This is a genomic window from Polaribacter uvawellassae (assembly GCF_039748955.1).
GTDB lineage: Bacteria > Bacteroidota > Bacteroidia > Flavobacteriales > Flavobacteriaceae > Polaribacter > Polaribacter uvawellassae.
Genome location: NZ_JBDIZN010000002.1, coordinates 58,964 through 73,729, shown reverse-complemented (window position 1 = coordinate 73,729; position 14,766 = coordinate 58,964). Strand labels below are relative to the sequence as shown.

The 14,766-nt window shown below is 29.9% G+C and carries 12 protein-coding genes and 3 tRNA genes; 11 read left to right on the top strand and 4 right to left on the bottom strand.

The genetic code is table 11. The features are described from left to right. Positions 1–38: 38 nt before the first annotated feature. Positions 39–809 carry a C40 family peptidase gene (locus ABDX67_RS04590; protein WP_347173795.1) on the bottom strand — a complete coding sequence of 257 codons (771 nt, stop codon included), beginning with the start codon at positions 807–809 and terminating at the stop codon, positions 39–41. A 36-nt stretch (positions 810–845) separates the two neighbouring features. Beyond that, the gene (locus ABDX67_RS04585; RefSeq protein ID WP_347173794.1) at positions 846–2,021 is read right to left on the bottom strand and encodes an acetyl-CoA C-acyltransferase; all 1,176 of its coding nucleotides are present in this window, start codon (positions 2,019–2,021) and stop codon (positions 846–848) included. Between the two features lie 183 nt (positions 2,022–2,204). Between ABDX67_RS04585 and ABDX67_RS04580 the strand changes: the two genes are divergently transcribed. The 11 genes from ABDX67_RS04580 to ABDX67_RS04530 all read left to right on the top strand — a co-directional run bounded on the left by ABDX67_RS04580 (position 2,205) and on the right by ABDX67_RS04530 (position 11,780). After that, complete coding sequence (locus tag ABDX67_RS04580) at positions 2,205–4,268, top strand: HD family phosphohydrolase (RefSeq protein WP_347173793.1); 2,064 nt, start codon at positions 2,205–2,207, stop codon at positions 4,266–4,268. Between the two features lie 100 nt (positions 4,269–4,368). Next, positions 4,369–4,452 (top strand) — tRNA-Ser (locus ABDX67_RS04575). A gap of 16 nt (positions 4,453–4,468) precedes the next feature. Next, positions 4,469–4,543: transfer RNA gene (locus ABDX67_RS04570), tRNA-Pro, on the top strand. Between the two features lie 29 nt (positions 4,544–4,572). Then, positions 4,573–4,646, top strand: a tRNA-Arg gene (locus ABDX67_RS04565). Between the two features lie 354 nt (positions 4,647–5,000). Continuing rightward, positions 5,001–6,398, top strand: a complete 1,398-nt coding sequence (locus ABDX67_RS04560) for a type III PLP-dependent enzyme domain-containing protein (protein WP_347173792.1) — start codon at positions 5,001–5,003, stop codon at positions 6,396–6,398. Then, positions 6,388–7,335: an agmatinase gene (speB, locus tag ABDX67_RS04555; protein WP_347173791.1), complete on the top strand. Its 948-nt coding sequence runs from the start codon at positions 6,388–6,390 to the stop codon at positions 7,333–7,335. The genes ABDX67_RS04560 and speB overlap by 11 nt, the downstream gene beginning before the upstream one ends. Before the next feature lie 8 nt (positions 7,336–7,343). Beyond that, positions 7,344–8,867, top strand: a complete 1,524-nt coding sequence (locus ABDX67_RS04550) for a carbon-nitrogen hydrolase family protein (RefSeq protein ID WP_347173790.1) — start codon at positions 7,344–7,346, stop codon at positions 8,865–8,867. 17 nt (positions 8,868–8,884) lie between these two features. Next, positions 8,885–9,853: a deoxyhypusine synthase family protein gene (locus ABDX67_RS04545; protein WP_347173789.1), complete on the top strand. Its 969-nt coding sequence runs from the start codon at positions 8,885–8,887 to the stop codon at positions 9,851–9,853. A gap of 85 nt (positions 9,854–9,938) precedes the next feature. Beyond that, positions 9,939–10,226 carry a hypothetical protein gene (locus tag ABDX67_RS04540; protein WP_347173788.1) on the top strand — a complete coding sequence of 96 codons (288 nt, stop codon included), beginning with the start codon at positions 9,939–9,941 and terminating at the stop codon, positions 10,224–10,226. Between the two features lie 12 nt (positions 10,227–10,238). Continuing rightward, on the top strand, positions 10,239–10,655 hold the full coding sequence (locus ABDX67_RS04535) for a VOC family protein (RefSeq protein WP_347173787.1): 417 nt from the start codon (positions 10,239–10,241) through the stop codon (positions 10,653–10,655). A gap of 318 nt (positions 10,656–10,973) precedes the next feature. Next, positions 10,974–11,780: a DNA/RNA non-specific endonuclease gene (locus ABDX67_RS04530; RefSeq protein ID WP_347173786.1), complete on the top strand. Its 807-nt coding sequence runs from the start codon at positions 10,974–10,976 to the stop codon at positions 11,778–11,780. A 44-nt stretch (positions 11,781–11,824) separates the two neighbouring features. Here the strand turns inward: ABDX67_RS04530 and ABDX67_RS04525 are convergent, their stop codons facing one another. Continuing rightward, positions 11,825–13,138 carry a dipeptidase gene (locus ABDX67_RS04525; protein WP_347173785.1) on the bottom strand — a complete coding sequence of 438 codons (1,314 nt, stop codon included), beginning with the start codon at positions 13,136–13,138 and terminating at the stop codon, positions 11,825–11,827. A gap of 79 nt (positions 13,139–13,217) precedes the next feature. Then, on the bottom strand, positions 13,218–14,765 hold the full coding sequence (locus tag ABDX67_RS04520) for a hypothetical protein (RefSeq protein ID WP_347173784.1): 1,548 nt from the start codon (positions 14,763–14,765) through the stop codon (positions 13,218–13,220). Position 14,766: the final 1 nt, after the last annotated feature.

Here is a 14,766-nt window from a genome sequence, read left to right as displayed (position 1 = left end):
AAATAAAAAAACCGAAACAATTGTTTCGGTTTTTTTATTTAAATTACTTTTTTTATTACTCTAAGTTTATGAGTATGTCGATTAGAATCTACATTGTAAATTCCACTATGATCTAATCTATCTATTCTAACTTTTCCGTGCACATGAATAATATAATTGTCTTTCATTATAATTCCTACATGCGTAATAATACCTTCATTATCATCAAAAAAAGCTAAATCTCCAGGTTCACTTTCTTCAATAAAACTTAATACTTCACCTTGAGTTGCTTGTTCTTTTGCACTTCTTAATAATTGATATCCACAAAGTTTATAAACCATTTGTGTAAAACCAGAACTGTCTACGCCAAAAGGAGTTTTTCCTCCCCAAAAATGCGGCGTATTTAAAAATAAAAAAGCAGTTTTTAAAATGTATTCTTTATCTAATTTTTTATTGATAATAGCACCATCATACGAATATGATTTTGTGCCAATAAATGTTTTTTTATTACTAAAAAAAGGCAAAGTTGCGCCAATTGGTATAGTAGATAAACTTCCGTTTTCATCGGTGATAAAATCAATAAGCTCACCTGATAAAGTTGCTTTAGAATTAGATAATTCTAAATAAGTCTCTTCGGCTACTTCCTCAAACTGTTTATTATTTATAAAACCTTCGCAAGAATCAAAATGAATTCTGATTTTGCTCCAGTTTTTTCTCTTTTCTAACACTTTAAAATGTTCGCCAAAAAGCACTTGAGAAACCATTTCAGATTCATCTGAAGCTTCAAGCCTTAAAGGAACAATACTTAAATTACAAATGCCGTATAACAAATTGTTAGTTTTGAGTTATAAGTTTTGAGTTAAAAATTATATTTTTTCAATAATCATTGCACTTGCGCCACCACCGCCATTACAAATCGCTGCAGCACCAATTTTTGCATTATTTTGTTTTAAAATAGAAGTTAAAGCAATAATTATTCTTGCTCCAGAAACTCCTAAAGGATGTCCTAAAGAAACTGCTCCACCATTTATATTTACTTTGTCAGAAGACAATTCTAAAATTTTCATATTAGCTAAGCCAACAACAGCAAACGCTTCGTTTAATTCAAAATAATCAACATCATTTATTGAAATTTCTGCTTTTGCTAATGCTTTTGGTAAGGCTTTTGCTGGCGCAGTTGTAAACCATTTTGGTTCGTGCGCTGCATCTGCATATCCTTTAATTTTTGCAAGCGGAGTAAGATGTAATTCTTTTGCTTTTTCTGCTGACATTAAAACCAATGCTGCTCCACCATCATTAATTGTTGATGCGTTTGCAGCAGTAACTGTTCCGTCTTTTGTAAAAGCTGCACGTAAAGCAGGAATTTTCTCCATTTTCACGTTCTTATATTCTTCATCTTCAGAGAAAATAACTGGTTCTCCACGACGTTGAGGAATTTCTACTGGAACAATTTCATCTGCATATTTTCCTTCTTTCCATGCATTTGCTGAACGATTGTAAGATTCAATCGCAAAAGCATCTTGATCTTCTCTTGAGAAATTATATTCAATTGCACATTCATCAGCACAAACACCCATTGCAACTTTTTCGTAAGCATCAACCAAGCCATCTTTTTGCATTCCATCTTCCATGGTAATTGGTCCAAATTTAGAACCATTTCTTGCGTGTTGATAATGTGGAATCATACTCATATTTTCCATTCCGCCAGCAACCACAATTTCTGCATCACCCAAAGCTATAGTTTGCGCAGCTAACATAATAGATTTCATTCCAGAAGAACACACTTTGTTTATCGTAGTACAAGGAACAGTATTTGGAATTCCTGCAAAAATTGCTGCTTGCCTTGCAGGTGCTTGTCCTAATCCGGCAGAAACAACATTTCCCATAAAAACTTCTTCTACCAATTCTGGATTTAAATTGATTTTATCTAAAGCGCCTTTTATGGCAACAGCTCCTAATTTTGGAGCAGGAATAGAAGATAAACTTCCCATAAAACTACCAATTGGAGTTCTAGCTACCGATACAATTACTACTTCTTTCATATCTATATATCTTAAATGTTTTGTACATTACTATTTATATTGCGAAAATAACTATTTTATTGTGAGCAATAAAATATAAGGAGCGCATTTCTTACACAAAGAATAAAGTTAAATCTAATTTTTGATGAAGAAACTATTTAAAGTAAGTTTGTAAATGTTTTTTAAGCAGCTAAAAATAACCGAATGAGTAATTTTATTAATAAAGTATATAAAAATAATGCGATAGTTTATAAAGTGTTATTGTTTTTAATAGCTGTAGTTTCTATTGTGTATTTATTTCCTAAAGGCGGACAATTTAAATACGATTTTAACAAAGGAAAACCTTGGCAATATGATAATTTATATGCAACGTTTGATTTTTCTATTCAAAAAAGTGAAGAAGAAATCAATCAAGAAAAACTACAAATCACCAGAAATAATAAGCATTATTTTAAGTTTAATACTGCTGCGGTTTTAGAAATAAAAACAGCATTTACTGCAAAAGTAAATTATATTCAAGCAAACGATTCTATTGAATCTCAGCAAATGCTAAGTTTAATTTCTGTAGGAAACTTTGTGATTGATGAGGTTTATAAACACGGTTTTATTGATGAGGCAAGTCAAGGAAAAGTTTTTAATGACAATGAAATTATTTTTCTACGCAAAGACAATGTGGTTGAAGAAATTGCTTATAATAAATTGCTAGTTTATAAAGAAGTGCTCCAATTAATTACAGAAAATATTGGAAGTTTGCCATTAAGTTATTCAGAAAATGAATTATTAAATACCTTATTAGAAGTTATAAAACCAAATGTTAGTTATGATGCTGGTTTTACACAAAAAGCATTAGAAGAATCATTTAAAAATATTTCCTACACAAGAGGTTTGGTTACTTCTGGTGAGCTTATTATTTTAAAAGGTGATATTGTAGAAGGCAGAAAATTTGCCATCTTAAATTCTTTAAAAAAAGAATCAGAATCTAAAGTTTGGACAGAATCAAATTACTTGTGGATTGTTTGTGGTTATACAATTTTAGTATCATTAGCTTTATTGATGTTGTTACTTTTCTTAAAAAAATACAGACCAGAAATTTATAGTAATAACAATAAAGTTACGTTTATCTTTTTCAACGTTTTTCTGATGGTTTTAATACAAACTTTGGTTGTAAAATACAATTCAGATTATTTATATGTTGTACCATTAAGTATTTTGCCAATCGTTTTAAAAGCTTTCTTTGATGCCAGATTAGGTTTGTTTGCACATGTATTAACAGTGTTATTATTAGGTTTTATTGTGCCAAATAGTTTTGAGTTTATTTACTTGCATATAATTGCAGGAATGGTAACTATTTTAACGGTTTCTGATCTTTATAAAAGAGCGAGTTTGTTTATATCAATCGGACAAATTACGTTAATTTATATGATAACCTATTTAGCATTTTCTATTATTAAAGAAGGAAATGCTTCGCAAATAAACTGGGATTACTTTATGTTATTTTCAGCAAATGGTTTGTTGTCCTTTTTATCATTGTTCTTTATTTATATGTATGAAAAAATCTTCGGACTGGTTTCTGATGTTACACTATTAGAGTTATCGAATACAAATACAAAATTATTAAGAGAATTAAATGAAAAAGCTCCTGGCACATTTCAACATTCAATGCAAGTTGCCAACTTAGCAGAAGCTGCTGCCAATGAAATTGGAGCAAATTCTATGTTGGTAAGAACGGGTGCTTTATATCATGATATAGGTAAAATGTTAAACCCTATGTATTTTATCGAAAATCAATCAACAGGTGTTAACCCACATAATGATTTATCTCCAAAAGACAGTGCATATTTAATTATCAATCATGTAATAAAAGGAATTGAATTAGCTAAAGAAAATAGATTACCAGACCGAATTATAGATTTTATTAGAACACACCACGGAACAAGTTTGGTGTATTATTTTTATAAAAAAGAACAAGACTTATTTCCAGATGAAAAAGTTGATGTAAAGAAATTTCAATATCCTGGACCAATTCCGTTTTCAAAAGAAACAGCAATTTTAATGATTTGTGACGCAGCAGAAGCAGCAACAAAAAGTATTAAAAATCCGACGGCACAATCTATAGAAGTTCTAATTGATAAGATTGTAGAAAAACAAAAATCTGATAATCAATTTATTAATTCTGATATTACTTTTAGAGAAATAGAAAAGATAAAAAAGGTTGTAAAAAAGAAGTTGATGAATATTTATCACTTGCGAATAGAATATCCAGATTAGTGATAAATTTTATGAAAAAAAACTAAAAAAGGTTGCTAAATTGTATTTGTAATCTTACATTTGCACTCGCAATTTTTAATTAATACTTAAGTATTGTAAAGGAGAGGTGCCAGAGTGGTAATGGAGCAGATTGCTAATCTGTCGACGGGTAACTGTCGCCAGGGTTCGAGTCCCTGTCTCTCCGCAAAATTTTGCAAACTCGGGGTGTAGCGTAGCCCGGTCATCGCGCCTCGTTTGGGACGAGGAGGTCGCAGGTTCGAATCCTGCCACCCCGACACTGTTTTCGTAGAAACATAAAAACTACGGGCTCTTAGCTCAGCTGGATAGAGCACCTCCCTTCTAAGGAGGCGGTCGAAGGTTCGAATCCTTCAGGGCTCACTTAAAGCTTCACAGAAATGTGAGGCTTTTTTGTTGTTTGTAATTTTTTTTAATTTTTCTTTTTTATATCAAAAAATAAATTACATTTGACAACTTTTTAGTAAGTAAAATGTTAAGTTTTTCTTATTTCGTGAGTACTTATTCTTGGGAAGAAAATAAGTATTTAGCATTTTGGAAATGCGTCGAAAAAATAATGGTTTTTCCCAATTCTCTTTTAAATATACAGCAGTTTTCTAAACTGCATGTTGTGTATTTAAACATAAGACAGTGATACTTTTTTGTTTAGGTTATCTCTTATCAGTACATTAGATGTTATTTTGATAAGTTAATTGTATAATTTTTTTTAAAAAGTAAATGAACACTAAATACACAGATTTAATAGAACAAACTTTTGATTTTCCTCAAGAGGAATTTCATACAGAAAACAACAACTTATTTTTTCATAATATCGATTTAGCAAAATTGGTTGAACAATACGGTACGCCTTTAAAATTCACTTATTTACCAAAAGTATCTGAGAATATTAAAAGAGCACAAAATTGGTTTCAATCTTCTATGAAGAAGCATAATTATAAAGGAGATTATTTTTATAGCTATTGTACTAAAAGCTCGCATTTTAAATTTATTTTAGATGAAGCTTTAACAAACAATATTCATATAGAAACTTCTTCTGCCTTTGATTTAGATATTATTAAAAATTTAAAAACTGAAGGAAAAATAAAAGACGATACATTTATTATTTGTAACGGCTTTAAACGAAACCAATACATAGAAAATATTGGAGAATTAATAAATTCTAATCATAAAAATTGCATTCCGATTATTGATAATTACGAAGAATTACCATTGCTTCAAGAACAAACAGAAAAGAAGTTTAAAGTAGGTATTAGAATCGCATCAGAAGAAGAGCCAAAATTTGAATTCTATACAAGCAGATTAGGAATTGGCTACAAAAATATTGTATCCTTTTACGAAAGAGAAATTGCAAATAATCCGCAAGTAGAACTTAAGATGTTGCACTTTTTTATCAATACAGGTATTAGAGATAATGCTTATTATTGGAATGAATTATTGAAATGTATCAGCGTTTACATTAAGTTAAAAAAAGCATGTCCAACTTTAGATAGTTTAAATATTGGCGGCGGATTTCCGATTAAAAATTCGTTAGCTTTTGAGTACGATTATCAATATATGATAGATGAAATCATCAATCAAATAAACGAAGCGTGTAAAAATGCCGATGTGCCTGTGCCTAATATTTTTACAGAATTTGGAAGTTTTACAGTTGGTGAAGCTGGCGGCGCAATCTATGAAGTATTGTATCAAAAGAAACAAAACGATAGAGAACGTTGGAACATGATTAATTCATCATTTATTACAACATTACCCGATTCTTGGGCAATTAATAAACGTTTTATTATGTTGCCAATTAATAAATGGAACAGACAATATGAACGTGTTTTATTAGGTGGTTTAACTTGTGATAGCGATGATTATTACAATTCAGAACAACACATAAATGCTATTTATTTGCCCGTTTATGAAAAAGAAAAACCTTTGTACATTGGTTTTTTTAACACAGGCGCTTATCAAGAATCAATTGGTGGTTTTGGTGGTTTGCAACATTGTTTAATTCCGCATCCAAAACACATATTAATAAACAAAGACAGTAACGGAAACGTTACAACCAAAGTATTTAAAGAACAACAAAAAAGTAAAGAATTATTATCAATATTAGGTTATGAAAACTAGTAAAACGTACGCAGGAATCTCTGAGAATTTCTCAAAAATTGAGCAATCAAAAATTGTTTTAATCCCTGTTCCTTATGATGGAACAAGTACATGGCAAAAAGGAGCTGATAAAGGTCCAGAAGCTTTTTTAGACGCTTCAGAAAACATGGAATTGTATGATATAGAAACCGATTCTGAAGTTTACAAAGAAGGTGTTTATTTAGCAGATGCTATTACAGAAAATTCATCGCCAGAAGCGATGGTTGATGCTGTTCATCAAACAACAAAGCAGTACATTAATAAGAATAAATTTGTAACACTTTTTGGAGGAGAACATTCAATTTCAATTGGTTCAATTAGAGCATTTAACGAGTGTTTTGATAATTTATCTGTTTTACATATTGATGCGCATGCAGATTTACGTAAAGAATACGAAGGTTCTTCTTGCAATCATGCTTGTGCAGTTTATGAAGCAAATCAAACTACAAATTTGGTGCAAGTTGGAATTAGATCTATGGACATCTCAGAAAAAAGAGTAATGAATTTAGATAAAGTTTTCTTTGCACATGACATGGCTGTAAACGAAGATTGGATGGACGATGTAATCGATCAATTAACTAGTAATGTATTTATTACGTTTGATTTAGATGCATTAGATTCTTCTATAATGCCATCAACTGGAACTCCAGAACCTGGCGGATTATTTTATTATGAAACGTTAGAATTTTTAAAGAAAGTGTTTGAAGAAAAAAATGTTGTTGGTTTTGATATGGTTGAATTATGTCCGAATCCAGCAGAAAAATCTTCAGATTTTTTAGCTGCAAAATTGTATTATAAAATGCTGAGCTACAAATTTGCATCCAATGACGACACTTATGATAATGGTGATGAAACTGACGATATGAATCCATTTAGTAAACTTGCAAAGTTTAAGAACGATGATGATTCTGATTTTTAGATTTTAAAATGATTCAAAATATAGAAAATATAGAATTGCAATTTTTAACACTTGATGATTACAAAGCGTTAAAAAAAGCAATGATTGAAGCATATGCAACGATGCCAGATTCTTATTGGAGAGAATCTCAAATAAAAGCATTAATTGATAAATTTCCGGAAGGACAAGTTGTTATCAAAATTAATAGAGAATTGGCTGGTTGTGCTTTATCTATTGTGGTAGATTATGATAGCTTTGATGATAAACATACGTATGAAGATATTACCGGAAAATACACTTTTGACACGCATAAAGAAGATGGTGATGTTTTATACGGAATAGATGTTTTTATAAAGGCAGAATACAGAGGTTTGCGATTAGGAAGAAGATTGTACGATTATAGAAAGGAACTCGCTGAAAAGTTAAACTTAAGAGGAATTGCTTTTGGCGGAAGAATACCAAATTACCATAAATTTGAATCAACTTTATCGCCAAAAGAATACATAGAAAAAGTAAAGCGTAAAGAAATTCACGACCCGGTTTTAAACTTTCAGATTTCAAATGATTTTCATCCTACAAAAATTTTAAATGGTTATTTAGAAGGTGATGAAAATTCTGGCGAATTTGCTGTATTATTAGAATGGGATAATATTTACTACAAAAAGAGATCTAAAAAAGCCGCAACTAAAAAAACAGTTGTTCGTTTAGGATTAATTCAGTGGCAAATGCGTTTGTATAAAAATTTGGAAGAATTAATGCAACAAGCAGAATATTTTGTTGATGCAGTTTCTGCATATCGTTCTGACTTTGCGTTGTTTCCAGAATTTTTTAATGCGCCATTAATGGCGGATAATAATCATTTGCCAGAATCTGAAGCAATTAGAGAATTGGCAAAATACACACCAAAAATTGTTCAAAAATTTTCTGAATTAGCAATAACGTATAACATAAACATTATAACTGGAAGTATGCCAGAGCTTAAAGATGGATTGTTATATAATGTTGGTTATATCTGTAAAAGAGATGGTACAACAGATCGTTATGAAAAATTGCATGTTACTCCAGATGAAGCAAAAGTTTGGGGAATGCAAGGAGGAAATGAACTGAAAACTTTTGATACAGATTGTGGTAAAATAGGCGTATTAATTTGTTACGATTCAGAATTCCCTGAATTAAGTAGAATTTTAGCAGAAGAAGGAATGGATATTTTATTCATCCCATTTTTAACTGATACTCAAAATGGATATTCTAGAGTTAGGCATTGTGCGCAAGCAAGAGCCATAGAAAACGAATGTTATGTTGCCATTGCTGGTAGCGTTGGCAATTTACCAAAAGTAAATAATATGGATATTCAGTATGCACAATCAATGGTGTTTACACCTTGTGATTTTTCGTTTCCAGCAAACGGAATAAAAGCAGAAGCAACAACAAATACAGAAATGATTTTAATTGCTGATGTAGATTTAGATTTGTTAAAAGATTTAAATCAGTTTGGTAGTGTACGTAATTTAAAAGATAGAAGAACAGATATATTTGAAGTACGAAAACTTTAGAAATAAAAAACAAAATAATGAAAAAACCAATTACAAATTTTATAGAAAAATACTTTTTACACTTTAATGCTGCAAGTTTAGTTGACGCAGCAAAAGGGTACGAAGCACAATTAAATCAAGGTTCTAAAATGCTAGTTTCTTTAGCGGGAGCGATGAGTACAGCAGAATTAGGGAAGATTTTTGCAGAAATGATTCGTCAAGATAAAGTACATATCATTTCCTGTACAGGAGCAAATTTAGAAGAAGATATTATGAATTTAGTAGCGCATTCTCATTATAAACGCGTTCCTAATTACAGAGATTTAACTCCGCAAGACGAATGGGATTTATTAGAAAAAGGATTAAATAGAGTTACTGATACTTGTATTCCAGAAGAAGAAGCATTTAGAAGAATTCAAAAACATATTGTAAAAATATGGAAAGAAGCAGAAGCTAAAGGAGAACGCTTTTTACCACATGAATACATGTATAAATTATTGTTGTCTGGTGTTTTAGAAGAACATTATGAAATAGACATTAAAGATTCTTGGATGTATGCAGCAGCTGAAAAAAACTTGCCAATTATAGTGCCGGGTTGGGAAGATTCAACTATGGGAAATATTTTTGCATCCTATGTAATGAAAGGAGAATTAAAAGCGTCTACTATGAAATCTGGAATTGAATACATGACGTTTTTGGCAGATTGGTATACAGCTAATTCTGCAAACGGAATTGGATTTTTCCAAATTGGTGGAGGAATTGCAGGAGATTTTCCAATTTGTGTAGTGCCAATGTTATATCAAGATATGGAAAGACCAGAAACACCATTTTGGAGTTATTTCTGTCAGATTTCAGATTCAACCACAAGTTATGGCTCGTATTCAGGAGCAGTTCCTAACGAAAAAATCACTTGGGGAAAATTAGATATTGATACTCCAAAATTTATAATTGAAAGTGATGCAACAATTGTTGCTCCGTTAATTTTTGCTTATTTATTAGAAATGTAAAAAAAATGTCAGTCAGAATTGAGTGGATTTTAAAATTCTTTTATATTTTTAAAAAACTCAATAAGACGACATAAATCAAATTAAAATGAAACGAGTAATTGTAGATTATGCAAAACTAACTACAGACATATTAGATATGTTGGTAGAAAAATATCCTGACGGATATGACTATTCTGATGTAATTTCTTTTAAGAACGCCAAAGGAGAAACTATTAAAGCGGTAGAAGTAAAAACAGAAGATACAGTATTTTTAGTAAAAATTAGTTCTAAATTAGAACAAACGATGGAAGATTATGCAGAAGATGAAGATTCATTTGAGGAAGATGATTTTGAATTGAATGATGATATCGAAGAAACTAATGACGATTTTTAAAACAAATTTAATATGAATTCATTATTTCATTTATCGTTGCCTTGTAAAGGGATTGAAAGTACAAAGAACTTTTATATAAATATTCTTGGAGCAAAATTGGGTAGAAACACAAACCAATGGTTAGATGTTGATTTGTACAACCATCAAATAACTTTTACAAAATCTGGAGATTATAATTTTGCTTTTAAAAATTACAAATTCGAAGGCACAATTTTACCTTCTTTTCATTTTGGAGTAATTTTATCTGAAGAAGTTTGGACTAATCTTTATGAAAAATTACATGCTTCTAAAACTGTTTTTATAGAAAAAACACCATTTTTAAAAGAAAAAAATGGTGAGCATATTTCGTTTTTTGTAAAAGACCCAAATGGATATGTTGTAGAATTTAAAATGTTTAAAGAAGCAGGAGAAATCTTTAAAAAAATATAATAAAATAAAAAACAATATAAATCAAAAAGCTCAACATATTATGTTGAGCTTTTCATATTCTCTTTCGTTTTTTTATTTTGCCAATTATTTAACATCCCCCGATATTTAGCAGTGTTTTAATAAAAAACATTATGCTTTTATAAATAATTGTAAAGAAACAAAAGAATTTAATTTTGTATTAATTGAACTTTACTTTATATTAATTACTCTACAAACATAGCTAGATATCTTTTTTTTGAATTGATAATTTCGTTAACTTGTCGTTATATGTCGATGAATGGAACTTTTTAGTCGTTTATCTGTGAATATAGTTTTGTTATGAATCGATTTTATAAATTTTTATTAGGAGCAATTTTAACTATAATAGTTATATATGTTATTTATAACCAATTAAAAGTAGAAAATGATAAGGTTAATGACTTTAAACCATATACAGAGATTGTAAAACTTTCTTTTTTGTATCCAAAGTTTGAAAACAATCAAATTATCAAGCATCAACTTTATACATTATCATATAGTGAAAAAGATGAACAAGCCGATTGGGTTGCATATAAATTGTTTAAAAACTCTATAAATAATTCAATAAAAAGAAAAGATAATTTCAGAAAAGATGTTAATGTAATTACGGGTTCGGCAACTTTAAAAGATTATAGAAACTCTGGTTATGATAGAGGGCATCTAGCACCTGCAAAATCAATGTCTTTTAGTGATATAACAATGAGCGAGAGTTTTTACATGAGTAATATGAGTCCGCAAATACCATCATTTAATAGAGGAATATGGAAAAAGTTAGAAGAAGAAGTAAGAAGCTGGATTTCAATTAGCGATTCTTTATACGTTGTAACTGGTCCAGTTTTAGACAATCCTTTAGGTAAAATAGGAGAGAGTAGAGTTACAGTTCCTAGGTGTTTTTATAAAACAATTATTAGGTTTCACAAAGAAGAGTTATTTGGTATTGGATTTTTATTAAAAAACGAAAAATCAAATAGTTCTGTATCTTCTTTTAGTGTTTCTATTGATAGTATTGAGAAAGTTACAGGTTTAGATTTTTTTCATCAGCTAGATATCGCTATTCAAAATCAACTAGAAAGCAATTCGAATTATCAATATTTTTTACAAAAATAAAGCTCGTTTTTAAACGAGCTTTATTTTAATTTATTAAGAAAAGATTACACTTCTTCTCCGTTTTGAATTTTCTGAGCAACTTCTTGAACTTTATCTAAAACTCTTAATAAGTTACCGCTCCAAAGTTTTTCTATCTCTGCTTCTGTATATCCTCTTTTTACTAATTCTACAGTTACATTTAATGTTTCTGATGCATCGTTCCATCCATCAACACCACCACCACCGTCAAAATCAGAGCTGATTCCAACATGGTCAATTCCAATTTTCTTTACCATATAATCAATATGATCTACAAAATCAGCAACGTTTACTGGATCAAATTTTTCAGGATTTTTAGCCATTTTTTCTTGAGCTAATTTTCTGATTTTCATGTATTGTGCGTAGTAAGCTTCTTGTGCTTTTCCGTCTAATTTTCTAGCATCAGCTCTAGACATCATTGTAAAACCTTGCTCTTTGGCAATTTCTTCCATAAATGCAGTTGCCGCTTTATTATATGCAGCATGTTTTTCTGTATTTACATAAGAATTAAATGCAACAGTTTGAACAACTCCACCGTTATCTTTAATCCATCCTAATTGCTCGTCATCTAAATTTCTACTGTGATTACATAAAGCTCTTGCAGAAGAGTGTGAAGCAATTAATGGAGCTTTTGTTAACTCAATCATATCTTTCATTGATGCTTTAGAAGGATGAGAAACATCTAACATAATTCCCCATTTATTCATTTCTTTTATCACTTCTTTTCCTAAATCACTAACACCACCATGCAACCATTTATCATCTCTTTCTCCTGTGTTAGAATCACATAATTGACTATGTCCGTTATGAGATAAAGACATATATCTTGCTCCTAAATCGTAAAATTCTTTTACTCTTTTAATATCTTTCCCAATTGGATATCCGTTTTCAATACCAATCATTGCAACTTTTTTCCCTGATGCGTAAATTCTTCTTGCATCAGCAGAAGTAACAGCTAGTTCAATTTGATCTGGAGCTAATTCTTTGGTAAGTTTATGAATTGCATCAAATTTTGAAATTGCATTTTTATATGCTTTATCAAAACCTTCATCTGTTAAATCTCCTTGACCAGTATAAACAATAAACCAAGCAACATCTAAACCACCAGCAATCATCTTAGGAAGATTTACTTGGTTTCCTAAATCTTGAGTGTAATTTTTTTCATCAGTAAAATTATTGACATTAATATCGTTGTGAGTATCTAATGTCATTACTCTTTCGTGAATACCTTTTGCTTTTGCTAGTAGTTCGGCAGCCATTGTTTCATCATTTTTTTTGGTTTCTGTTTTACAAGAAACTATTAATAGTAGTGAAGCTACTAAAAGTTTTAAATTTTTCATGAAGTTAGTTTTTGTTAGTTGAATTTATAATAATTAATAAATATATAATATTTTTAAAATCTTACTCTGTGTTTTACTGTTAATTAGCTGTTAAAAAACTAAATCTGTAGCTTAAGCCAAAATTTAAACTAGTACTATTTAAACTACCACCTCTAGCTTTTACTTTACCAATAGAAGTTTTAAAACTCAATTTGTTATTTAGTTGATAATTTAATCCGATACTTGGTTTTATAATTAATCCTTGTCCTGTACTAATATCACCACCACCAGCTGCACCGGCTAAAAGTTGAGAGAAAATTTGGACTTTATTATTAAGCAATGCGTTTGTTTGATATCCAATCCCAACAATTCCTTCTGCATAAGCACCTGCATTTCCAAAATTTGCAAAAGAAGTATAACCAGCTAAGTATATATTTTTATTCAAATGCATATTTATTTGCATCGCAATTTGATGTAAATTTTCTGAAGGGTTTGTAATTCTTTTAGCATTCAAATACAGCTCTTGCCCAATTGAAATTTCAAAACCTTTGAACTTTGAAGAACTAAAATATGTGTTATTTTCCTGTTTGATACCTTGTTGATTTGCATAATATTTTATACCAAAACTTAATGTAGAACTTGTAAAATGTTGATTTGGATTTAACAAATACCCTTTACTAATAGACAAATAAATATTATTATATATTTTTTGTTCTAAAGAAATATCAGGATAAATTAGAACGCCACCACCAGAATCTACACCGCCACCGCCACCGGCTCCAATAGCAAATTTTGTTAAAATATTTGTTCTGTTTTTATTCATTGCAAACTGATAACCAGTTCCAATAAATAAATCCATGTATCCACCTTGAATTCCATGAAAAGCACCATCAGCTCTAAAATATACAAACCAATTATTGGAGAAATACGAAGCAATTTCAAATCCAGCTAAACGAATCGTTTTACCTTTTAATGAAGAGAAATCTGTTAATTGAGAATCACCATAAGGACTAATATTATCTAAATGTAACATCAATGAAATTCTTTTTGAAGATTGATTCCATTGCGTATTTTTTAATTTTTCTACCGAAAAAGAGTGTTCTTTGTTTTTAAAAGGAGCATAATCAAAAGATAAAGGAATTTGAACTCCTAATCTAAACTGATTACTAGTTATATTTCCTTTGTCAAAAAAAATAATAGAACTATATCCAAAAGTTGTTGAGAATTTTTCAAATTGATAGCCAAAATTTAAATGAGGTAAAAACATAGCACCACCACCATCTGGAGCGCTTGCGCCTCCACCACCGCCAAAATGAAACCCCGTATCAATAAATAATTTTTTAGAAATATTTTTTTTAAACCCTAAATTTACTCCAAGTGTAAATAATCCGCCACGTTTACCGTTTACAGAACCATAAAAACCTAATCCAGCATATATAGATTTGCTTACTAAAAGGTTATAATGAATTCCAGCTAACCCCATATTAGACTCTGGATTATCAAATTCATCATTAGGCATTTTTACAGATAAATAATCTAAGTTGATAAATCCGTTTTGTGTAAATTTAGTTGGAATTGTTTCTTTTTCTTGTGAAAAATGAACTTGCGAATAGATACAAATAAATAAGAGAATAACTATTTTTTTCATT

Bases quoted from the DNA above. Each gene is read 5' to 3' on its own strand.
- ABDX67_RS04585 (WP_347173794.1), bottom strand. From the start codon at position 2,021: ATGAAAGAAGTAGTAATTGTATCGGTAGCTAGAACTCCAATTGGTAGT.
- ABDX67_RS04535 (WP_347173787.1), top strand. From the start codon at position 10,239: ATGAATTCATTATTTCATTTATCGTTGCCTTGTAAAGGGATTGAAAGT.
- ABDX67_RS04520 (WP_347173784.1), bottom strand. From the start codon at position 14,765: ATGAAAAAAATAGTTATTCTCTTATTTATTTGTATCTATTCGCAAGTT.
- speB (WP_347173791.1), top strand. From the start codon at position 6,388: ATGAAAACTAGTAAAACGTACGCAGGAATCTCTGAGAATTTCTCAAAA.
- ABDX67_RS04540 (WP_347173788.1), top strand. From the start codon at position 9,939: ATGAAACGAGTAATTGTAGATTATGCAAAACTAACTACAGACATATTA.
- ABDX67_RS04525 (WP_347173785.1), bottom strand. From the start codon at position 13,138: ATGAAAAATTTAAAACTTTTAGTAGCTTCACTACTATTAATAGTTTCT.
- ABDX67_RS04550 (WP_347173790.1), top strand. From the start codon at position 7,344: ATGATTCAAAATATAGAAAATATAGAATTGCAATTTTTAACACTTGAT.
- ABDX67_RS04580 (WP_347173793.1), top strand. From the start codon at position 2,205: ATGAGTAATTTTATTAATAAAGTATATAAAAATAATGCGATAGTTTAT.
- ABDX67_RS04560 (WP_347173792.1), top strand. From the start codon at position 5,001: ATGAACACTAAATACACAGATTTAATAGAACAAACTTTTGATTTTCCT.
- ABDX67_RS04545 (WP_347173789.1), top strand. From the start codon at position 8,885: ATGAAAAAACCAATTACAAATTTTATAGAAAAATACTTTTTACACTTT.
- ABDX67_RS04530 (WP_347173786.1), top strand. From the start codon at position 10,974: ATGAATCGATTTTATAAATTTTTATTAGGAGCAATTTTAACTATAATA.